This window comes from uncultured Prevotella sp. (assembly GCF_946407605.1).
Taxonomy (GTDB): Bacteria; Bacteroidota; Bacteroidia; order Bacteroidales; family Bacteroidaceae; genus Prevotella.
Map to the genome: position 1 here is coordinate 65,394 of NZ_CAMJOS010000005.1, position 20,073 is coordinate 85,466.

Sequence of the window (20,073 nt, forward strand, 5' to 3'; positions counted from 1 at the left end):
ACAAACAAAAAAAGAAAATGAAAAAGATGAAGTATTTGAGCCTGTTGATGGCTATAGTGAGTGTAATGACAATGAGTTTTGTTGCCTGTGGCGACGATGATGACGAGAAGGATATGACCTATCCAGTCATCTCGGCAGAGGGTATCACAGCCAATCCTGTGGATTGTCAGGTGTATCAGCGTGGCAGCGTCATTCCCTTCCATTATATCTTTACGGATAATGTGGAACTGGGTGCCTATAACATAGAGATACATACCAATGCCGACCACCACACCCACGGCACACAGTCGACTGACTGCGATGGTGACGCTGACCATGACCACGCTGCTGACCATGATCACGATGGCGACCATGAGCATGATCACGATGGCAATGCTTGGGTCTATAACCAGGACTTCACTATTCCTGCTGGACAGGTGAGGTTCGAGACTCGTCATGACATTGCCATACCTGACAGCATTGAGCCTGGCGACTATCACTTTATGATACGTCTGACTGATCGTGCAGGATGGCAGCAATTGCGTGCTGTGGGCATCAAGATTACGGAATAATCAAACTTTTAATAGGAAATGCAAAAGAAACATGGCTTTTTCTTTTGCATTTTCTTCTTTTTTCGTATCTTTGCAGAAGAAAAGAAATCACTAGGATATGAAACCAACACCGATTAAGAAAGAAATTGTGGACGGACTGATTGCCAAAATGGGTATTCAGGACTTCGCCAAAGCCACCATTCGCGAGGTGAAGCAGGTGGCTGCCACTGCTGAGAAAGAGAGCGGCGTGGAGTATATCAAGATGGAGATGGGTATACCAGGACTGCCTGCTGCACAGGTGGGCGTAGATGCGCAGATCAAGGCGCTGCAGGACGGCATTGCCCATAGCTATCCTGACATACAGGGTCTGCCTGAGCTGAAGCAGCAGGCCTCACGTTTCGTCAAGGCTTTCATCGACGTGGATATCGCCCCTGAGGGTTGCGTGCCTGTTTGTGGTTCGATGCAGGGCACGTTTGCCTCGTTCCTCACCTGTTCGCAGGCAACAAAGGGAAAAGACACGGTGTTGTTCATCGACCCAGGATTCCCTGTGCAGAAGATGCAGCTGCAGGTGCAGGGCGTGAAATACGAGACCTTTGACGTGTATGACTTCCGTGGTGACAAACTGAAGTCAAAGCTGGAGCGCTATCTGAAGGTGGGTAATATCTGCGCCATCGTCTATAGCAACCCCAACAACCCAGCATGGATATGTCTGACGGAAGACGAGCTGAAGACCATCGGCACGCTGGCTACGAAATATGATGTGGTGGTGATGGAAGACCTGGCATACTTCGCCATGGACTTCCGCAAGGACCTGAGCACACCCTTCGAGGCTCCCTATCAGCCCACGGTGGCTCGCTATACTGACAACTACATGCTGCTCATCAGTGGCTCGAAGGCTTTCAGCTATGCTGGCGAGCGTATCGGCGTGGTGTGCATTGGCGACAAGCTGTTCCATCGTCAGTTCCCTGACTTGGCAGCTCGCTATGAGGGTCTGCCCTTTGGCCTGGTATTCTCAACACGTATGCTCTACGCCCTGTCGAGTGGCACGAGTCATTCTGCCCAATATGCGCTGGCTGCCCTGTTCCGTGCTGCCTGCGACGGTGAGTATAACTTCCGCGACGACATCAAGGTTTATGGCGAAAGAGCCCATAAACTGAAGGAGATATTCTGCAAGCACAACTTCTACGTGGTCTATGACAAAGACCTGGATAAACCAATAGCCGACGGCTTTTATTTCACCATCGGCTATCCAGGTATGACTAGCGGTAAGCTGGCCCGCGAACTGATGTACTATGGTGTGTCGGCCATCTGCCTCATCACCACAGGAAGCCATCAGGAGGGACTGCGCGTCTGCACCTCGTTTATTGAGGACCACCAGTATGCGCAACTGGAAGAGCGCATGGCGGTGTTTGCAGAGAACAACCCCGTGTAAGCTGCTTATTTGAACTCAAAGAGATTGGTGAAGCCAGTCATGGCAAACACGCTGCGCAGCGAATCGCTGATGCCAGTGATGTAGACATGGCTGCCCTTGGGCTTTGCGTTCTTCAGCACGGCCAGGAACAGACGGAGACCACTTGAGGAGATGTACTCCAGATTGGTACAGTCGAGCACAATGTCATGGCCTGTACAGTCGTTCAGCGGCTGAAGAGCCTGTTCGGTCTCAGGAGCTGCAGCGGTGTCAAGACGGCCTTCGAATACGGCAACCAGGTTGCCATCTTTTTCAAGAATCGTTGTTTTCATTTGTCTGTTGTTTTTATATGTATAATGGATAAATTAAATTCACGATAACCAATGCTACTGCCAGCAGCACGATGTGCATCCAGATGCCCAGGCGCGCAAAGTCGGTAAACTTGAACGAGCCAGGACCATAGATGAGCATGTGACAGCTGGAGCCGATGGGTGAGGCAAAACTGATGGTAACACTCAACATCAGCGCCATGACGAAAGGCAGGGGGTTGCAGCCCATGAGCAGCGCCTGCTTGTACATGATGGGGAAGAACACGGCGCTGGAACCTACATCGCTGACAAACTCGCTGACAAACGAGGCCAACAGGCACATCACAGCCATGACCACATAGGGATTGCTGCCACAGAGGTCGAGCACGTCGTGGGCAATGATATCGGCAATACCCGTCTTGCTGATAGCGATGGAGAATACCACCGTTGAACCCAGCACAAGGAGCAGTTCCCACTCAATATATTTCACCACATTGTCCCAACGACAGCACTTAAGCACCATCATGGCACCTGCTGCCAGCATGGTGGTAGCCATCAGCGGCAGGAAATGGAATGATGACAGGAAGAACATCAGTATGAGGATGATGGCAGAGGTGATGGTCTTAGGACCTATCTGAGGCACGAAATGCGAGTCGAAGAACTTGAGGTTGCGACGATTGTCGTGCTCCAGCTTCTCATCATCCTTGGGTGGACACTCCAGCAATAGCGAGTCGCCAGCCTGCAAGCGGATTTCACGAGGCTGTCCCTCGACACGACGACCCTGACGGGCCACAGCCACCAGCACCACATCATTGCGCTGTTCAAAGTCACTCTCAGTCATAGAATGACCTATCAGCTCACTGCCAAAGGTGACATAGGCCGTACGCATCTTGCGCTTGGTGTCAATATCATTGATGCTCCACACGTGATGGTCGGCAGCAGCCAGACCATGGGTACGCTTCAGCTCCAGTATCTCGTTGATCTGACCAGCATAGATAAGACGGTCGCCACCCAGAATCCACTCATCCTTGGGTACTGGCATGATAATCTCACGATCGAAACGCACGATCTCGACCAACGAGCCACCTTTTACCTGCATCAGACCAGCCTCGCTGACTGACGAGCCTACGGCAGGATTATCAGTAGGAACCAGCAATTCGACGGTATAGTCGGAAGTGGTCTCGAACGACTGCTCTGCAGGGGCTCGCGAAGGGATGTACTTCTGCAGCATCACCACCATGAAGACACCAATGACGGTGAGAATGAAACCAGGCAGCAACGGCTCGAAGAGGTTCATAGACTGACCTGTCTCAGACATATAAAGACCAGCTACCACCAGGTTCGACGAGTTGCCCAGCAACGTACACATGCCACCAAGGGTGGCAGCATAGCTCAGGGGCAACAGCAGCTTAGAGGGTGCGATATTCAGCTTGCGCGACCATATCTTGACGGCATCGATAAACAATGCCACCACGTTGACGGAGTTGAGGAAAGCAGCCAGGATGCTGGTTGGCAGCATGAGGCGGAATACTGCATATCGATAGCTGCTTGGATCGCCCAACACATTTTTGGTGAGCCAGTAAAGCACACCAGACTGTATCAAGCCGCCAATGATGACGAAGAAGGCTGCATGGACAACAACGGGCTCAGAGCCGAAGCCTGCCATTCCCTCTTCCTCAGTCACAACACCTGTGACCAGCAGCACCGTCAGTGCCCCAAGGAATGCCACCTCAGCAGGGATACGCGTGCGAGCCATCACGAAGAAGATACTCAGCACGGTAACCATCGTTATCCAGGCATAGATATTGAATCCCAGCAGTTCGTATTCCATCTGTTCCTACTGTCAGAGTTTCTTACCAAGCGTCAGCACGTTGCGTCCGTCAACACGCTTGTAGTCAATACTATCCATGATTTGGCGAACAATATGGATGCCCAAGCCGCCAATGCCACGCTCCTCAGCAGACAGCGTGGTGTCGACCTCTGCCCTGGCGGTGGGGTCGAAGGGGGCGCCGCTGTCGCTAATCACAAACTGCAACACACCGTTGGACATCTGGGCATCGATGCATACAGTACCTTCCGTACCTGCAGGATAGGCGTAGTTCATCACATTGACCACAGCCTCTTCGATAGCCAGGTTGAGCTGCATAGTTAGCATCATATCGACTTCTGCCGCCTCGCAGATGCCGTCAATAAACTCGGCGAGGAGGGGAACTTGCTTCACATCGTTGGGCAATGTCAGCTGACGTTTAATCTCGGTTTCCATGTTCGCTTTTTAAAATTTGGGGGCAAAAATACAAAAAAAATCCCAAACTATACAACATTTGGGATTTTTTCTGACTTTATTTCTCAATTAATATACGTGCATCGACTGCAATGACATCATTATCATCGGCCAGCAGGGGGTTGATATCCATTTCCTTGATTTCTGTGGCAAAGCGCAGCAGGGTGCTCAGACGCACGATGATTTCGGCATATTTGCGCTCGTTGATGCCCTTCTTACCTCGCGTACCTTTTAATATATTATAGGCACGAAGCGAGTGAATCATGGAATAGGCCTCGCCATAGCCCAGTGGTGCCAAGCCTGACGACACGTCGCGCAACACCTCGACAAAGATGCCGCCTAGTCCGCAGAGCACCACATGACCAAAACGGGGTTCGTATTTCGCGCCAATGAAGAGCTCCGTACCCTTAATCATCTTCTGTACCATCACTGCTGATGCCTCTGGAATCTGCATCATACGGTCGAACTCGGCCTGCAGCACCTCCTTAGAACGGATGTTCAGCGCCACGCCGCCCACATCACTCTTGTGAACAGGACCTACAACCTTGGCCACCACAGGATAGCCCACCTTCTCTGCAAAGTCGGACAACTCGTCCTTGGAGGTGGAGACAAACTCTGGCACCAGTGGGATGCCAGCACAAGAGAGGATCTCGCGTACCAGGTCTGGTGACACGTAACCACTTTCCTTGATGCCGCTGATAATCTTATGCAGACGAGGGATGTCAGTGCCATAGAGCTCTACCTCGAAGGGTGCAGGATCTGGCGTCTTCATAATCTGCGTCAGCGCCGTGGCCAGCGTCACTTCATCGCTGAAGTTCACATGTCCACGCTTCAGGAACTCCTGCACCTCAGGGCCTGCCGTGCTCACGCTGGGTAAGATGGGGAAGATGGGTTTCTTGCACTCCTGAATCTTCTTGTGAAGCACGTCATAGACCTCGAAGATCTTTACCAGTCCAGGGGTTCCGAAAATCACCATGATGGCGTCGATATCATCGAAACGGTTCTCGCAATAGTCTATGGCGAGGCCTAAGTGCTCGGCAGTACCTGTTGCCAGGATGTCGATAGGGTTGGCCACGCTACTGCCTGGCAACAGCTTCTGCTTCAGCTCCTCGGCAGCAGGACCTGTGAGTGGAGGCACCTGCATGCCACCCTTGGACAGGGCATCGGTGAGCATGACGCCAGGACCACCAGCATGGGTCACAATGGCGAAGTTCTTGCCAGTGAAACGGGGTAGGGTGAAGATACACCCCACGGTGGTGAGCTCCTCACGACTGAAACAGCGTACGATGCCTGCCTTGCGGAACAGCGCCTCAACGGCAGAGTCGCTGCTGGCAATGGCACCTGTGTGACTGCTGGCAGCACGACTGCCACTTTCGGAAGAGCCTGCCTTGATGGCGGCTATCCTACAGCCCTTACGGATAAGCGAGGTGGCGTGATAGAGCAGCTTGTCGGGGTCGCCTATATTCTCGATATACAACAACTTCACCAACGAGTCATGCTCGGCATCGAAATGCTCGTCCATATATTCCAGCACCGTCTCAATGCCTATCTGCTTGCCATTGCCCACGCTCCACACACTATTGAAGGGCAAGCCCTTGGTCACAGCACTCTCAAGGATGAAGACTGCCGTAGCTCCAGAGCCACTGATGAAATCAACGCCCTTGGGATTGAGATGGGGGATGGGACGGGTGAAGACGCTGTGGTGCCAACGGGTGAGCAGACCTATACAGTTGGGACCTATCAGCGCACAGCCATAGCGCTCACAGGTGTCGAGGATGCGCTGCTCAAGGACAGCACCCTCTTGGGTCTCTTCGCTGAAACCTGCTGATATAATAATGAACGCGCGAACATTCTTTTCACTAGCCAGGAAATCGACATAGTCTGGACAGAAACGGGCTGCCACCACGAGGATGGCCAAATCCGTGGGTGGCAACTCCTTTACATCGTGGAAGGCCTTGATGCCCTGCACCTCGTCTTCCTTGGGATTCACAACACGTAGCGTTCCCTCGTAGCCACCATTCATCAGATTACGTACTACTGCCCCACCAGGCTTGTGCACATTGTTAGAGCCGCCAATGACGACAATACTTTCAGGTTGTAATAGTTGTTGGTTTATCATTCTCTTAGGTATTTTGATGCAAAAATAATACATTTTAGAGAAAAAGCAAAAAGTTTAGCAATGATTTTTTGGCTATACGCAAGATTTATTGTACTTTTGCACCTACACAAACCCTAAAACTTAGAACATGATTTGGAATCCCAACAAAGAGTGCATGAGTCGCGACGAGATGAGCGCACTACAAGGCAAACGTCTGCACAAGATTGTAGAGTATGTGTATCACAACGTTCCGTTCTATAGGAACAAACTACAGGAACTGGACATTCGTCCCGATGATATTCAGACCATCGAGGACATTAAGAAGCTGCCCTTTACCACGAAGCAAGACCTGCGTGATAACTACCCATTTGGGTTGCAGGCTGCACCACAGAGTGAGATCATACGTATACATGCCTCCAGTGGAACCACTGGAAAACCTACCATCGTAGGATATACACGCAAGGACATCGGCATCTGGAGTGAGACGATGGCCCGTTGTCTCACAGCCTTTGGCGTCACTCGCAACGATATCTTCTCTGTGGCCTATGGCTATGGACTGTTTACTGGTGGACTGGGTGCTCACTATGGTGTGGAGCACATGGGCGCCAGCGTCATCCCTGCTGGTACTGGCAACACGGAGAAACACCTGAAGCTGATTCGTGACCTGGGTATCACTGGTATTGCCTGCACGCCGTCGTATGCGCTCTATCTTGCTGAGACCATGACAAAGATTGGCATTAGGAAAGAGGACTTGCACCTGCGCATTGGTGCTTTTGGCGCAGAGCCTTGGACAGAACAGATGCGCCAGGAGATAGAAGAGCGACTGGGACTGAAAGGCTTTAACATCTATGGTCTGAGTGAGATCATGGGACCTAGCGTGAGCTATGAGTGTCAGCAGCAGAACGGCTCGCATATCAACGAGGATCATTTCTATCCTGAGATCATCAATCCTACCACACTGGAGCCGCTGCCTCTGGGACAGACTGGCGAGCTGGTTTTCACCACGCTGACCAAAGAGGGCATGCCGCTGCTGCGCTATCGCACCCGCGACCTGTGCTCACTAATACCAGGCACCTGCGACTGTGGCAGAACCAATGTGCGCATGGGACGTATCCAGGGTCGTAGCGACGATATGCTCATCATCCGAGGCATCAACGTATTCCCCTCACAGGTGGAGAGTGTCATCCTCTCGTTGCCTGAGTTTGCTCCTCATTATCTGCTGGTGGTAGACCGCGTGAATAACCTCGATACCCTGCAGGTACAGGCCGAGTTGCGTCAGGAGGTCTTTACCTCTACCTTCGATACACCTGCCGCTGTCGACGCCCTAGAGAAAAAACTTGCCTCTAAGCTGAAGAGCGTGCTCAGCATTGCCGCCAAGGTACAGTTGAAGGCTCCTGGTACTATTGAGCGTTCACAGGGCAAGAGTGCACATGTCATCGATAATCGAAAACTATAAATACATGGACAACCAATCACCCTATTTGCATCCTCAATACGAGACGATGTCTCGCGAGGAACTGAACAAACTGCAGTTGGAACGTCTGCAACAGACGGTGCGCCACTGCATGAACAATGCTATCTATCAAAAGAAATTCAAGGAAGCAGGCATTACACCTGACGACATCAAGACGTTGGATGACGTGAGGAAGCTGCCCTTCACTACGAAGAGCGACCTGCGTGACAACTATCCCTTTGGCATGGCCTGTGTGCCTCTGCGCGACTGTGTGCGTCTGCACTCGTCGAGTGGTACTACTGGTAATCCTACTGTCATCCTGCACACAAAGAAGGACCTTGACGAATGGGCTAACCAGGTGGCACGTAACTTGTGGATGGTAGGACTGCGTCCTGACGATGTGTTCCAGAACTCCAGCGGCTATGGTATGTTCACTGGTGGACTGGGCTTCCAGTATGGTGCTGAGAAGCTGGGTATGCTCACCGTGCCTGCCGCTGCTGGTAACTCGCTGCGACAGATTAAGTTCATCAAGGACTTTGGTACTACAGCTATCCACGCCGTTCCCTCATATGTTACCCGTCTCTACGAGGTGATGCAGGAACAAGGCGTTGACCCACGTCGCGATACCAAACTGAAGATGCTGGCCATTGGTGCTGAGCCTCATTCTGAGGAGCAGCGCAAGCGCATCGAGGAGATGCTGGGCGTGAAGGCCTACAACTCCTTTGGCATGAGTGAGATGTGCGGCCCTGGCGTAGGCTTCGAATGTAAGGAGCAGAATGGTCTGCATTTCTGGGAGGACTACTACATCGTAGAGATTGTTGACCCAGAGACGCTGGAACCCGTACCTGATGGTGAGATTGGCGAGCTGGTACTCACTACGCTGTGTCGCGAGGCTATGCCACTGTTGCGTTATCGCACCCGTGACCTCACCCGTGTGCTGGGTCGCAGCTGTCCTTGTGGACGCAACCATATCCGTCTGGACCGTATGCGTGGTCGCTCTGACGATATGATGGTGCTCAGAGGCGTAAATATCTTCCCCATCCAGATTGAGAAGATTCTGATGAACTTCAAGGAGCTGGGCAACAACTACCTCATCACCCTGACTACTGACGACGATAACGACAACATGACTGTTGAGGTAGAGCTGGCTGAGATGTTTACTGACGACTATGGTCGTCTGCAGCAGCTGAGCAAGGATATCACTCGTGCCTTGAAGGACGAGATTCTGATCACCCCACGTGTAAAGCTCGTGCCTCGTGGTACGCTGCCTGTCAGCGAAGGCAAGGCCGTGCGTGTGGTTGACAAGAGAAAGGTTTATCAATAACATCGTAATAACGTAATAACGAAATATCGTAATAACGACATAACGACAAAAATCGAAATATTATGACAATTCATCAATTATCAATCTTTATCGAGAACCGTTCAGGTACCCTGATTAAGGTTCTTGAAGTGCTGAAAGAGGCTAAGATTCAGATTGTGGCCTCAACCATTGCCGATACGGCAGAGTATGGTATCTACCGCCTTATCTGTTCGGAGCCCCTCCGTGCCTATGAGGAGTTGAAGAAGGCTGGTGTGGCAGTAGCCCTGAGTGATGTGCTTGCCCTTGAGCTCGACGACGAGCCGGGTCGCGCTGCCGATGCTGTGAAGATCTTCAGCGATGCAGGCATCAGCATTGCCTATATGTACACCTTCCTGCTGGGTGGTAAGGGTATTCTGGTGTTCCGTACTGACAATCGCGAGAAGGCTCGTGAGGCAATTATTCTCAATAATCTGAAGTTTATTGCCGAGCAAGATCTCAGTAAGTTGGTATAACAAAATAAGACATAGGGAAACGTCCCGTTTTCTTCCGAATATGTCTCAGGATGATGTTTGGAGGATATTGTTCCTTGCTGACTCATAAAAAATATGTATCTTTGCATCAAAATTCTAGAGTCATGAACAAACTTAAAACTATTCTGAGTGTACTGCTGATGACAATTGCCGCTATGGGGGCAAAAGCAGCAGAATCTTTTGTCGACTTCAAACAAGGCGACTGGGTACTTAACAACAACGGGAAGGTGAGCATCTATGTCAGTGCCAACGAACAGCGTGGCGTGATGTTGGCAGCCCAGAACCTGCAAAAGGACCTGAAGGCCGTTTGTGGTGCTGACGTGACATTTACTACTGAGGCCGAGGACGCTACCATCGTCATTGGCACAACGTCGACTACCAAAGCCTACAGCAAGGAGTTAAAGGGCAAGACTGAGATGTTTATCATCGAAGCAGCCAACGGAAAACTGAACATCGTGGGTAGCGACCGTCGTGGTGCTATCTATGGTATTTATGAATTGAGTCAACAAATAGGTGTGTCGCCTTGGTATTACTGGGCCGATGCACCTATCGACGTTCATGAGAGTCTTTATATCAAGAATGGTACCTATACCGATGGCGAGCCTGCTGTGAAGTGGCGCGGCTTGTTCCTCAACGATGAGGCTCCTTGCTTGACCTCTTGGGTTAAGAATACGTTTGGTACAGACTATGGCGATCATAACTTCTATGCCAAGGTCTTTGAGTTGATACTCCGTCTGAAGGGTAATTTCCTTTGGCCAGCCATGTGGGGATGGGCCTTCTATGCCGATGATCCTGAGAACTCGAAGGTGGCTGACGAGATGGGTATTATCATGAGCACCAGTCACCACGAGCCAATGGCACGCAACCACCAGGAGTATGCCCGAAAGCGCAATGAATGGGGTGCGTGGAACTATCAGACCAACAAGGAGAACCTGGACCGCTTCTTCCGTGAGGGTATCGAACGCATGAAGGGTACTGAGGATGTGGTCACTATCGCTATGCGTGGTGATGGCGACGAGGCCATGAGTGCTGATGCTGACACCAAACTGCTGGAAACTATCGTTGAGAACCAGCGTAAGATTATTGCTGAGGTGACAGGTCGTCCTGCCAAGGAGACACCACAGGTATGGGCCTTATATAAAGAGGTGTTGGATTACTACGATGCTGGCATGCGTGTGCCTGATGATGTGTGTATCCTGCTGTGCGACGACAACTGGGGCAACGTACGTCGTGTGCCCAACGAGAAGGAACGTCAGCACAAAGGTGGCTGGGGACTCTATTATCATGTGGACTACGTTGGTGCACCTCGTAATACGAAATGGCTCAACGTCACTCAGACGCAGCAGATGTTCGAACAGCTCTCACTGGCTTATGATTTCGGTATCCAGCAGTTGTGGGTGCTGAATGTGGGCGACCTGAAGCCTATGGAGTATCCCATCCAGCTGTTTATGGATATGGCGTGGAATCCCAAGACGCATACCCAGCAGAATGTCTTTGACCACACTCGCAGCTTCTTTGAAAGCGTGCTTGGCGCTTCATTCGCTGAGGAAGCCGCTTCAATTTATAATCAGAACTGTCAGTATATGGCTCGCGTGACGCCAGAGATGCTTGATGCCAGAACATATAATGTGGCTACTGGTGAGTGGAAGCAGGTGGCTGATGAGTATCAACGTTTGGAGACACGCGCCTTGCGTCTTTATCTCACATTGCCTGAGAGTCGTCGTGATGTGTATCAGCAGCTGATTCTCTTCCCTGTGCAGGCAGCGGCTAATCTCTATGACATGTACTATGCCCAGGCCATGAACCGCTATCTGGCAGAACGCAAGAACCCTGATGCCAACATCTGGGCCGAGAAGGTTAAGGCTTGCTTCAAACGCGACTCGTTGCTCTGTTTGGCATACAACAAAGAGATTGCTGGTGGCAAGTGGAACGGCATGATGACCCAGAAGCACATTGGCTACAGAAGCTGGAACGACAACTTCCGTCGTGATATGCTGCCCAGTACTGCGCTGGTCGATAACAACACACCTGGTGGCTACACCTTTGCCCATAGCAATGGCTTCGTGGCTATGGAGGCAGAACACTATTACGAGGCCAAGACTGCCGAAGGTACACAGTGGACTGTTTACCCTGACTTTGGTCGCACTCGTAGCGCTGTGGCCCTGACCCCTTATTCTCAGACTACTGGCGATGCCAGTCTGAGTTATCAGTTCACCTTGCCAGAAGATCATCCTCAGCAAGCCACCATCCACATCATCGTAAAATCGACCCTCGACTTCACAAATCGTGGTGGACACGAATATACTGTTACATTGGATGGCGGCGAGCCTGCTACTGTGAACTTCAACAAGAACCTGGTGGACCGTCAGCCCTATCAATACAGTGAGTTTTATCCTACTATCGCACGTCGTGTGGTAGAGAACAAGGTGACGCTGCCCATTGGCGCTGGAACCACTCACACGCTGACGCTGCATCCCAAACACGGAGGCATCGTGTTCGAGAAGATTGTGGTTGACTATGGTGGCTATCAGACATCCTATCTCTTTGGACAGGAGTCGGAAGTGAAAAAACAATAATCTACAATGGAACAAACAAACAATAAGAAAACAGGATTGGTAATCTTCTCGGCTCCCTCGGGGTCGGGCAAGAGCACCATCGTACAATGGCTCATGAAGGAGCATCCTGAGTTGAAACTTTACTTCTCTATTTCCTGCACCAGTCGTGCCCCTCGTGGTACAGAACAGAATGGGGTGGAGTATTTCTTCCTAACGCCAGAGGAATTCAAGTCGAAGATTCAGAACGATGAGTTTCTGGAGTATGAAGAGGTGTATCAAGACCGTTTCTACGGCACCCTAAAGGCACAGGTGGAACGACAGCTAGAGGCAGGACAGAATGTGGTGTTCGATGTCGACGTGAAAGGTGGCATTAACATCAAGAAGTTCTATGGCGAACGTGCCCTAAGCATCTTTATCCAACCCCCTTCTGTCGAAGAGCTACGTCGCCGTCTGGTGGGTCGAGGCACAGACACCCCTGAAGCCATCGAGAACCGCTTGGCGAAGGCAGAATACGAGATGACCTTTGCGCCTCAGTTCGACCATATCGTGGTAAACGATGACTTGGAGACGGCAAAGGCCGAGACCTTGAAACTCGTAGAAGCATTCTTAGGATGAAACGCATAGGAATCTTTGGTGGCTCTTTCAACCCTATCCATCTGGGACACATTGCCTTGGCACAGGCCGTGCTGAGGCAATGTGCGTTAGATGAGGTGTGGCTGATGGTGTCGCCACAGAATCCCTTGAAGCGAAATGATGCCGATTTGTTGGATGACCATCTGCGACTGGAGATGGCACAGAAGGCACTTGAGGGTGTTGAGGGTGTGAAGGCCTGTGACTATGAGTTCCGTTTGCCCAAGCCCTCTTATACTTGGAACACCTTGCAGCACTTAAGCAAGGATTATCCTGACTACCAGTTCTCATTGCTGATAGGAGGTGACAACTGGGCCCATTTTCAGCGCTGGCGCAACTGGCAGGAGATAATGGAACATCATGATATCATTGTTTATCCTCGAGACTCTTATCCAGGCACTATCGATGTGCCCCTGTTTGATGTGTCAAGTACAGAGATTCGTCAGCGTGTGCGTGCTGGCGAAAGTATTGAAGGAATGGTGCCAAAGGCCATTGTTCCTCTGGTAAAGAAATTCTACTGATAGTTATATCGCCCTGTCAGCTTGCTGATTCTGTGTTTTACCGCCTCCCGTATTTGTTTCATATTGCCATAACGCAGATTGCGTAGCAGTTCCTCGATAGAACGACCAATCTTCACCCAGGGGTGTCCCCACGCCATGATGCGATAGACACGACGCTTGTACTCCACATTCTCGATGACATATTTGGGATGGCGCAAAGGCCATTGCAACTCATGACTGGGCATGGTGAGCAATCGCTGCATCGCCTTGGGTAGCGTGTTCAGGGAACTCTGGAAATGAGCCGACTCCTCGCTGACGGCTGTGTTCTGAATAAGGTTCTTCGTGGGTACGATGGTCAGTCCGCTATTCAGCGTGCAGGCCGTCCAGATGAGTGTCTCGTAGATGGGGTCGCCAGAAGCCTTGTGCTTGTAGATCTTCTTTATCATCTCCTTGCCGCCCTCGCGTCTGTTGGTTACGTAAGCCTCCAGCTGGTGCCTGTTGAACGCATCATCAGCAATGGGATAGCCCACCTCACAACGCTCGAAGACCCTGCGCCACGAGGCCCATCCCCAGATGCTGAAGGCTGTGGTGAAGAGGTAGTCGTAAGGCGCATCTGTCTGTTCCTCATGATTAAAACCTGCAATCATCGTGATGCGTTCATCGTGCTCATAGCGGTCGAGCATCTCCTTACAGAAGGGGATAAACGACAGTGAAGGCGTAGAGTCGTCCTCCAGCACGATGACCTTCTCTGCCAGCGAGAAAGCCCACGTCTGAGCCTTATGGTTCGAGAGCCAGGCACCTGAGTTCTCGTTGTGGTAACTGCGCTGCACATCACACTCCCAGTCTATCTCGCTATCATCCACTATCTGTCGTGCCGCCTCTAGCTTCAGGGCTTCCTGCTCGCTGCGAGGGCCATCCTGATAGATAAACAGATGTGAGGGCCTGCACTGGCGGATGGCACCAAAGGTGCGCTTCAGCGTTTCTGTTCGTGAGAAAATGATGAGCAGCACAGCCACATCGTTCTGTGCAGGATATTTCTTTATTTCTTCCATTTCAGCAGGTTCTTGTAAGTGTGAATAAGCAGATAAGCCAAGCGTGTCGGCAGTCGCAACGCCAAGCGGTCCATGAAGGGAATGTCGTTGGTAAGTTGCTGGCGCAGAGGACGATAGTATTCGTTGAATACCTGGAATTGTCTGCGGTCGATGAACTTCTCATAGACCTTAATCTGATGATGTACGAAGGCCGAGTGGTAACGTTCCCACTCTGGCTGCAGCGTCTGACGCAGCTCTTCGTCGTAGATGCGTATCCAATCGAGGGTCTCGCGACGATTGTTGGGCACATCCTCCTCATGCATATAGGCCGCATGTTCAGTAAAAAACACCTTGGGTTGCTTCATCAGATATTTAATCTGCATGAGCGAGTCCTCACGCTCCACAATCTCACGAGGGGCATTCAGACAGCCCTCCAGCAACTCCTTGCGGAAGATGATGCCCCACAGCACGCAGAACTGACTGCGCAGGGCCAGCATGTCGCGAATCAGGCGCTCAGGCTCTATGAAACCACGCAGTCCTGAGTCGTGTCTGTGTCCGTACTGATCGTCGTAGGTGCCAATCACCTCGTCGGCCCCTGTCTCGTTGATATGTCTGTACATCGTGGCGAGGGCATTCTCCGTAATGAGGTCATCGGCATCGGCAAACATGATGAATCTGCCTTCAGCATGCTCCAGTCCATAGCGACGGGCTGCTGTCACGCCACCATTATCCTTATGGAAGACCTTCAGACGCGGCTCACGCTTAGCCCATTGATCGCAGATATCGCCAGAGCCATCTGTGCTGCCGTCCTCTACAGCCACCACCTCGAACGAGTCGAAGGCCTGCGCAAAGATGCTCTCGAAGCATTTGTCCAGGTATTCGGCCTTGTTATAGACTGGTATGATGACAGATATCTCCATAATCCTTTTTTACCTTTTTACTTTTTTACCTTTCACCATCTCTATGCATTCGTTGAGGATAGCCACATTGAGCAGACGCATGATGCCTAAGTAGAGGAGGCTGGCCATTGCGATGCGACACAACAGGAGCAGCCATAAGGTGGTGATGGGCAGGGTGACGAAGTAGGTTACAATCATCACCACGGCAGCTGTCAGAAGGAAAGGCATGCTGTCTTTCAGCACGTCGAGTGTGGACAGAGGCTGTATACGCTGCAGGGCTATGTGCCAGCAGCAAGTAAACAGCAAGTTGAGTGCCGAGAAGGCAGCCACCATCGCCGTAATGCCCAACGAGGCCAGGCTGAGTGTGAGTGTTATCTGCAACACTATCTGCACAGCCACCAGCCACAGGTAGATGTCAGAACGCTTCCTGCTGACAATCAGATTCTGGTAGAGGGTCTGCAGGGGTAGGAAAGCGCCGCCAATACAAAGTATCTGTAGTAGGATGACGCAAGGTTCCCACTTCATGCCAATGGTGACGATGATAAACTCATGGGCCACTAATGCCAGTCCGAACATCAGGGGAAAGCAGACTAACGACGTGAAGCGCAGCATCTTACGGAACACACGCTGCTGACGTCCTTCCTCGTCATCGGCATTGGTTAGCACGGGCTGTGCCACCTGCGCCATAGTGTTCGAGATAAACGAATGGCCCATCGTGTTCCACTTGTTGGCCTGGCTGAACTGTCCCACGGTATTGATGGGCAGCATATTGCCGAAGATGAATGTCTGCACCTGCTGACTGGTCACCGTCAGGATGTTGGTCAGCAGCAGTTTCGACGAGAATCCAAACATCTGCCTGATAGGAGCTAAGTCAACAGGCAACTTGGGCATCCAACGTGTGAAATAGTATTTTATGAGGGTACTCGTGCCAATGAAGATGAGCTGTTGCCACACCAAACTCCAGTAGCCATAGTGATGAAATGCAAGCCACATACCCACAGAGCCTGACAGTATCAGCGAGACGATAGCGGCGATGGCTAGCTCGCGGTTGCGAAGCTCTATCCACAGCTTGGCATTAGGAACGATTCCGAGTGCTGAGAGGGGGATGGACAGAAAAGCCAGTCGCGACACATCAGTCAGTATGGGCAGGTGGAAAATAATGGACAATAGCGGCGCACAGAGAAACAGGATGCCATACATCGAGATACCTGCAATGATGTTGAACCAGCACACCGCATTATAATCGCGGAAGGTGGGAGGCTTCAGGTTGGCCAGCGCCTGCGAGAATCCTGCGGCCTGAATACATCCTGCCAGCGTGGTGAAGACTGTTATCAGCGCCACAATGCCATAGTCAGCCTCTGACAACTTCCATGCCAGCACAATGCCGAATATCAGGTTCAGCACCTGGGTAGTGCCGTTGTTCACAGCTCCCCAAGCGATGCTTTTTGCAGTCTTTTCCTTTAAATTCTCCATTACAAAGTGCAAAAATACTACTTTTCGTTTGAAGTTCAAAATATTTTCATTAAATTTGCACCGATTATGGAGAACATAGAGAATAAAATAGCCAAAAAGCCCCGTTTGGAATGGCTCGACGCCCTTCGCGGATTCACCATGATCATGGTGGTGGCCAACCATGTGGCGCAGATAGGATTTGAAGAGGAGTGGAAACACTCGTCGTCGCTTCAGTTCCTGTTGCTGTTCCGCATGCCGCTGTTCTTCTTCATCAGCGGATTCTTGGCCTACAAGGCCTCGCAGGTATGGACGGCTCGCAATCTGGGCAGTCTGGTGTTGAAGAAGTGTCGCGTACAGCTCATACCCACCCTGGTGTTCTTCCTCCTGGCCACAGCGATCTTAAAGCCCAGCTTCTGGCCAGGTCTTCTCGAGTCGCTGCACTCGCCCACCAAGGGCGGCTACTGGTTCACGCTTGTTCTGCTCTACATGTTCCTCATCTACTATCCCTTTGCCTATTTCGAGAACAAGATCACCTCTCGACTCTCGCCGCTGGCCTCTAAGTGGACATCGGCTATCCTCATCGTGGTGTTGTTCCTCGTCTCGTTGGCGTTCTACGACAGCTGCTATCAGCCCTCGTACTTCTCGTGGGCCAAAGGCTATCGTGGCGCGATGACAGATATCCATCAGTTCCTGATAGACACTAGCTTTGGACAGCTGATGCTCTGGATGCCTTTCTTCCTCTTTGGTAACATAGCCCATCGCTATTGGAACGGCGCCCAGCGGCTAATGGACTCGAAGTGGTTCTTCCCCATCATCGTCGTGCTGGCCATCCTCTGTACGATGGATGCCTTGAAGTGGCACACCATGCGTATGGCGTGGGCCATCATCCCGTTGACGACGGCAATGTTCCTGCTGCTCCTTATCACCTTAATGTATTTCCGTCATTATCAGCACTATTTCACTAAGATGACAGTCATTGGAGCCTCGTTGCAGTACATAGGCCGTCGCACGCTCGACATCTACCTCATCCATTTCCTGTTTTTGCCTAGTCTGCCCATCATCGGCTCGTTCTTCAAGGACAATCATCATAACTTCATCGTCGATACCACGCTGTCTGTCGTTGTGGCTCTGTTGGTTATTGGTTTCAGCGTCATCACCTCCAATATCCTGCGTATCAGTCCGTTCCTTAAGAAATGGCTGTTTGGAAGGAGTTAAATGAGGAAAGTGGAAAGAGGATAGTGGAATGAGAAATGAAGAAGATTGACGATATTCAGGAACTGAGACAGATTCAGATGGGCATCCTCGATGAGGTGCATCGCTTCTGCGAGGCTCACGGCCTGAGGTATTTCCTCAGTAGCGGCACCCTGATTGGTGCTGTGCGCCACAAGGGCTATATCCCCTGGGATGATGATATCGACATCTACATGCCGCGTGAGGATTACGAGACCTTTCTTAATACCTATCATGACGAGAAGGGTATCTATCGCGCCATCAACCCTGCCTCTGAGTCACATTATTATTATACTTTTGCCAAGGTGGTAGACCAGCGTACCCATATGGTGGAGCGTGAGACTGAGGGCTACGAGATAGGGGTCTATATGGATATCTTCCCTGTCGACTATGTCACAGAGAACCTTCAGCAGCGTGAGCGCATCTTCCGCCAGAAGAAACTGCTCTACAAGATTCGTCGTTGTAAGATATCGAATACTAATCCTCTAAAGTCGCGTTTGGCCTATTGGGTTTACAAGTGCTGGCCTATGAGCGTCAAGCAGATAGAGCGCAAGATTTGGAAACTTATCGTGTTGGAGAGACCAACACGTATGGTGTGCAACATGACTGAGGCAGGCCCCAGTATCAAGGGCTGCTTCCCTGCTGAGGATATCGCCTCTAGCGTTGATATTGAGTTTGAGGGCAAGACCTATAAGACCATGATTGGCTATCGCGATTACCTTGAGCGCACCTATGGTGACTATATGACTCTTCCACCAGTAGAACAGCGTGTCACCCATAACTTCGAGGCCTACTGGAAATAATTACTCGGATATGGATTTTCATTGAAAGGACTAGAGATTTTTATCTCTCTAGTTAGGAAAAAATTTTTTTCTAACTAGTCCTCATTTTCTTCAGATTCGTCGCCTCTGACGTTGCTCGAAGGAATGATATTCTTTACGATGACATAGTCGGCACCTTTCTCAAAGGCTTCTTCCATGTAGGTGTCTCTGTTGTAAGTCCAAGTCTTGACATACATGCCTTTGCTGTGCACATATTCGCAGAGCTCTTTGGTGATGTGTGTAAAAGGAATCGACACATTGATGCTTAAGGCTTTGGACTTCAGCTCGAAGGCCTCATCGGCAGTTTTGATGTTTGTGACGCCTGAGACAGAGACGCACACACAGCTGCTGATGGCTTGCAAGGCCTCCAGACGTGGCTTCTTGGCGCAGAATATGGTGCGCGACAGCATGCCGTACTTCTGTACCAACTTGAACAGATCTTCCAGAGAACTATCCTGGAAACGGTCATTATCAGCAATATCCAGTTCCAGGATGACGTTCTTGCGCTTGCAGAGCTTGATAATATCCTCTAATGCCGCAATACGGACATAGGAGAAATCGGCGTTGTACCACGAGCCGAAATCCAGTTGCTGAGATAGGCAAAGTAGCAGCTGTCCACTCTTCCTGTGTCATTGCTACAGCGATCGATGGTGGCATCGTGCTGCAGGACAAATACGCCGTCTTTGGTACGGGCTATATCACACTCCACCATTTTGTATCCCACCTTGATGGCTGCCTCCAGAGCTTCATAGGTATTCTCTGGGAAGCCAGCCAGTCCACGATGACACATGACGAGCGACTGGGTAAAGAGGTCAGAGGGATAGATATTCTGCTGCTCTTGGAACACTTTGATGCTCTCCATCGGAATGGAGGTATGAACACTATCATTCTCGTCAAAATAGATGCTGTCAACGATGTCTGTATCAAATGTTGTTTCGCCATATTGGGTGGCTACATGCAGAATGTGCCCCATTTGTGCGTTGGCAATGGCGGAAAACAGGAATAATGCGCTAATTAAACAAAGAGCTTGTAATCTTTTCATGT

General features: G+C 50.9%; 19 protein-coding genes. 10 read left to right on the forward strand and 9 right to left on the reverse strand.

Going from position 1 to position 20,073, the window contains the following annotated elements:
- Positions 1-17: 17 nt before the first annotated feature.
- Together Q0R57_RS03880 and Q0R57_RS03885 are read left to right on the forward strand one after the other, a co-directional pair.
- On the forward strand, positions 18-551 hold the full coding sequence (locus Q0R57_RS03880; RefSeq protein ID WP_294744090.1) for a DUF4625 domain-containing protein: 534 nt from the start codon (positions 18-20) through the stop codon (positions 549-551).
- Positions 552-648: 97 nt separating this feature from the next.
- Positions 649-1,962 carry a pyridoxal phosphate-dependent aminotransferase gene (locus tag Q0R57_RS03885; protein ID WP_294744091.1) on the forward strand — a complete coding sequence of 438 codons (1,314 nt, stop codon included), beginning with the start codon at positions 649-651 and terminating at the stop codon, positions 1,960-1,962.
- A gap of 5 nt (positions 1,963-1,967) precedes the next feature.
- On the opposite strand, the gene Q0R57_RS03890 is transcribed toward Q0R57_RS03885, so the two are convergent.
- From Q0R57_RS03890 to Q0R57_RS03905, 4 genes are all read right to left on the reverse strand, one after another.
- The gene (locus tag Q0R57_RS03890) at positions 1,968-2,270 is read right to left on the reverse strand and encodes an STAS domain-containing protein (protein WP_294744092.1); all 303 of its coding nucleotides are present in this window, start codon (positions 2,268-2,270) and stop codon (positions 1,968-1,970) included.
- A gap of 13 nt (positions 2,271-2,283) precedes the next feature.
- A complete protein-coding gene (locus Q0R57_RS03895; RefSeq protein WP_294744093.1) occupies positions 2,284-4,077 on the reverse strand; it encodes an SLC13 family permease in 1,794 nt (597 codons plus the stop codon).
- 12 nt (positions 4,078-4,089) lie between these two features.
- Entirely contained in the window at positions 4,090-4,509 is a 420-nt protein-coding gene (locus Q0R57_RS03900) for an ATP-binding protein (protein ID WP_294744094.1), read from the reverse strand.
- Between the two features lie 76 nt (positions 4,510-4,585).
- Complete coding sequence (locus Q0R57_RS03905; RefSeq protein WP_294744095.1) at positions 4,586-6,646, reverse strand: acetate--CoA ligase family protein; 2,061 nt, start codon at positions 6,644-6,646, stop codon at positions 4,586-4,588.
- A 127-nt stretch (positions 6,647-6,773) separates the two neighbouring features.
- On the opposite strand from Q0R57_RS03905, the gene Q0R57_RS03910 reads away from it, so the two are divergent.
- The 6 genes from Q0R57_RS03910 to nadD all read left to right on the forward strand — a co-directional run bounded on the left by Q0R57_RS03910 (position 6,774) and on the right by nadD (position 13,617).
- The gene (locus Q0R57_RS03910; RefSeq protein WP_294744096.1) at positions 6,774-8,081 is read left to right on the forward strand and encodes a phenylacetate--CoA ligase; all 1,308 of its coding nucleotides are present in this window, start codon (positions 6,774-6,776) and stop codon (positions 8,079-8,081) included.
- A gap of 4 nt (positions 8,082-8,085) precedes the next feature.
- Positions 8,086-9,402 (forward strand): phenylacetate--CoA ligase, encoded by a 1,317-nt coding sequence (locus tag Q0R57_RS03915; protein ID WP_294744097.1) that lies wholly within the window; start codon positions 8,086-8,088, stop codon positions 9,400-9,402.
- A gap of 62 nt (positions 9,403-9,464) precedes the next feature.
- Complete coding sequence (locus Q0R57_RS03920) at positions 9,465-9,893, forward strand: amino acid-binding protein (protein ID WP_294744098.1); 429 nt, start codon at positions 9,465-9,467, stop codon at positions 9,891-9,893.
- Positions 9,894-10,015: 122 nt separating this feature from the next.
- Positions 10,016-12,487, forward strand: a complete 2,472-nt coding sequence (locus tag Q0R57_RS03925; RefSeq protein ID WP_294744099.1) for a glycosyl hydrolase 115 family protein — start codon at positions 10,016-10,018, stop codon at positions 12,485-12,487.
- A 6-nt stretch (positions 12,488-12,493) separates the two neighbouring features.
- Entirely contained in the window at positions 12,494-13,081 is a 588-nt protein-coding gene (gene gmk, locus Q0R57_RS03930; protein WP_294744100.1) for a guanylate kinase, read from the forward strand.
- Positions 13,078-13,617 carry a nicotinate (nicotinamide) nucleotide adenylyltransferase gene (gene nadD / locus Q0R57_RS03935; protein ID WP_294744101.1) on the forward strand — a complete coding sequence of 180 codons (540 nt, stop codon included), beginning with the start codon at positions 13,078-13,080 and terminating at the stop codon, positions 13,615-13,617. The genes gmk and nadD overlap by 4 nt, the downstream gene beginning before the upstream one ends.
- Here the strand turns inward: nadD and Q0R57_RS03940 are convergent.
- The 3 genes from Q0R57_RS03940 to Q0R57_RS03950 are packed head-to-tail and all read right to left on the reverse strand — an operon-like array spanning position 13,611 to position 16,999.
- A complete protein-coding gene (locus Q0R57_RS03940; RefSeq protein WP_294744102.1) occupies positions 13,611-14,648 on the reverse strand; it encodes a hemolysin activation protein in 1,038 nt (345 codons plus the stop codon). The genes nadD and Q0R57_RS03940 overlap by 7 nt on opposite strands.
- On the reverse strand, positions 14,636-15,547 hold the full coding sequence (locus Q0R57_RS03945; RefSeq protein ID WP_294744103.1) for a glycosyltransferase family 2 protein: 912 nt from the start codon (positions 15,545-15,547) through the stop codon (positions 14,636-14,638). The genes Q0R57_RS03940 and Q0R57_RS03945 overlap by 13 nt, the downstream gene beginning before the upstream one ends.
- Positions 15,548-15,556: 9 nt before the next feature.
- Positions 15,557-16,999: a lipopolysaccharide biosynthesis protein gene (locus tag Q0R57_RS03950; RefSeq protein ID WP_294744104.1), complete on the reverse strand. Its 1,443-nt coding sequence runs from the start codon at positions 16,997-16,999 to the stop codon at positions 15,557-15,559.
- Positions 17,000-17,065: 66 nt separating this feature from the next.
- On the opposite strand from Q0R57_RS03950, the gene Q0R57_RS03955 reads away from it, so the two are divergent.
- Entirely contained in the window at positions 17,066-18,193 is a 1,128-nt protein-coding gene (locus tag Q0R57_RS03955) for an acyltransferase (protein WP_294744105.1), read from the forward strand.
- Between the two features lie 35 nt (positions 18,194-18,228).
- Positions 18,229-19,011 (forward strand): LicD family protein, encoded by a 783-nt coding sequence (locus Q0R57_RS03960; protein WP_294744106.1) that lies wholly within the window; start codon positions 18,229-18,231, stop codon positions 19,009-19,011.
- Between the two features lie 74 nt (positions 19,012-19,085).
- Here the strand turns inward: Q0R57_RS03960 and Q0R57_RS03965 are convergent, their stop codons facing one another.
- Both Q0R57_RS03965 and Q0R57_RS03970 read right to left on the reverse strand, forming a co-directional pair.
- The gene (locus tag Q0R57_RS03965) at positions 19,086-19,457 is read right to left on the reverse strand and encodes a hypothetical protein (protein ID WP_294744107.1); all 372 of its coding nucleotides are present in this window, start codon (positions 19,455-19,457) and stop codon (positions 19,086-19,088) included.
- Positions 19,458-19,558: 101 nt separating this feature from the next.
- Positions 19,559-20,071: a glycerophosphodiester phosphodiesterase family protein gene (locus Q0R57_RS03970; RefSeq protein ID WP_294744108.1), complete on the reverse strand. Its 513-nt coding sequence runs from the start codon at positions 20,069-20,071 to the stop codon at positions 19,559-19,561.
- Between the last annotated feature and the right edge of the window lie 2 nt (positions 20,072-20,073).

Bases quoted from the DNA above. Each gene is read 5' to 3' on its own strand.
- Q0R57_RS03955 (WP_294744105.1), top strand. From the start codon at position 17,066: ATGGAGAACATAGAGAATAAAATAGCCAAAAAGCCCCGTTTGGAATGG.
- Q0R57_RS03925 (WP_294744099.1), top strand. From the start codon at position 10,016: ATGAACAAACTTAAAACTATTCTGAGTGTACTGCTGATGACAATTGCC.
- Q0R57_RS03895 (WP_294744093.1), bottom strand. From the start codon at position 4,077: ATGGAATACGAACTGCTGGGATTCAATATCTATGCCTGGATAACGATG.
- Q0R57_RS03905 (WP_294744095.1), bottom strand. From the start codon at position 6,646: ATGATAAACCAACAACTATTACAACCTGAAAGTATTGTCGTCATTGGC.
- gmk (WP_294744100.1), top strand. From the start codon at position 12,494: ATGGAACAAACAAACAATAAGAAAACAGGATTGGTAATCTTCTCGGCT.
- Q0R57_RS03880 (WP_294744090.1), top strand. From the start codon at position 18: ATGAAAAAGATGAAGTATTTGAGCCTGTTGATGGCTATAGTGAGTGTA.
- Q0R57_RS03900 (WP_294744094.1), bottom strand. From the start codon at position 4,509: ATGGAAACCGAGATTAAACGTCAGCTGACATTGCCCAACGATGTGAAG.
- Q0R57_RS03945 (WP_294744103.1), bottom strand. From the start codon at position 15,547: ATGGAGATATCTGTCATCATACCAGTCTATAACAAGGCCGAATACCTG.
- nadD (WP_294744101.1), top strand. From the start codon at position 13,078: ATGAAACGCATAGGAATCTTTGGTGGCTCTTTCAACCCTATCCATCTG.
- Q0R57_RS03960 (WP_294744106.1), top strand. From the start codon at position 18,229: ATGAAGAAGATTGACGATATTCAGGAACTGAGACAGATTCAGATGGGC.
- Q0R57_RS03885 (WP_294744091.1), top strand. From the start codon at position 649: ATGAAACCAACACCGATTAAGAAAGAAATTGTGGACGGACTGATTGCC.
- Q0R57_RS03915 (WP_294744097.1), top strand. From the start codon at position 8,086: ATGGACAACCAATCACCCTATTTGCATCCTCAATACGAGACGATGTCT.
- Q0R57_RS03970 (WP_294744108.1), bottom strand. From the start codon at position 20,071: ATGAAAAGATTACAAGCTCTTTGTTTAATTAGCGCATTATTCCTGTTT.
- Q0R57_RS03890 (WP_294744092.1), bottom strand. From the start codon at position 2,270: ATGAAAACAACGATTCTTGAAAAAGATGGCAACCTGGTTGCCGTATTC.
- Q0R57_RS03940 (WP_294744102.1), bottom strand. From the start codon at position 14,648: ATGGAAGAAATAAAGAAATATCCTGCACAGAACGATGTGGCTGTGCTG.
- Q0R57_RS03920 (WP_294744098.1), top strand. From the start codon at position 9,465: ATGACAATTCATCAATTATCAATCTTTATCGAGAACCGTTCAGGTACC.
- Q0R57_RS03910 (WP_294744096.1), top strand. From the start codon at position 6,774: ATGATTTGGAATCCCAACAAAGAGTGCATGAGTCGCGACGAGATGAGC.
- Q0R57_RS03950 (WP_294744104.1), bottom strand. From the start codon at position 16,999: ATGGAGAATTTAAAGGAAAAGACTGCAAAAAGCATCGCTTGGGGAGCT.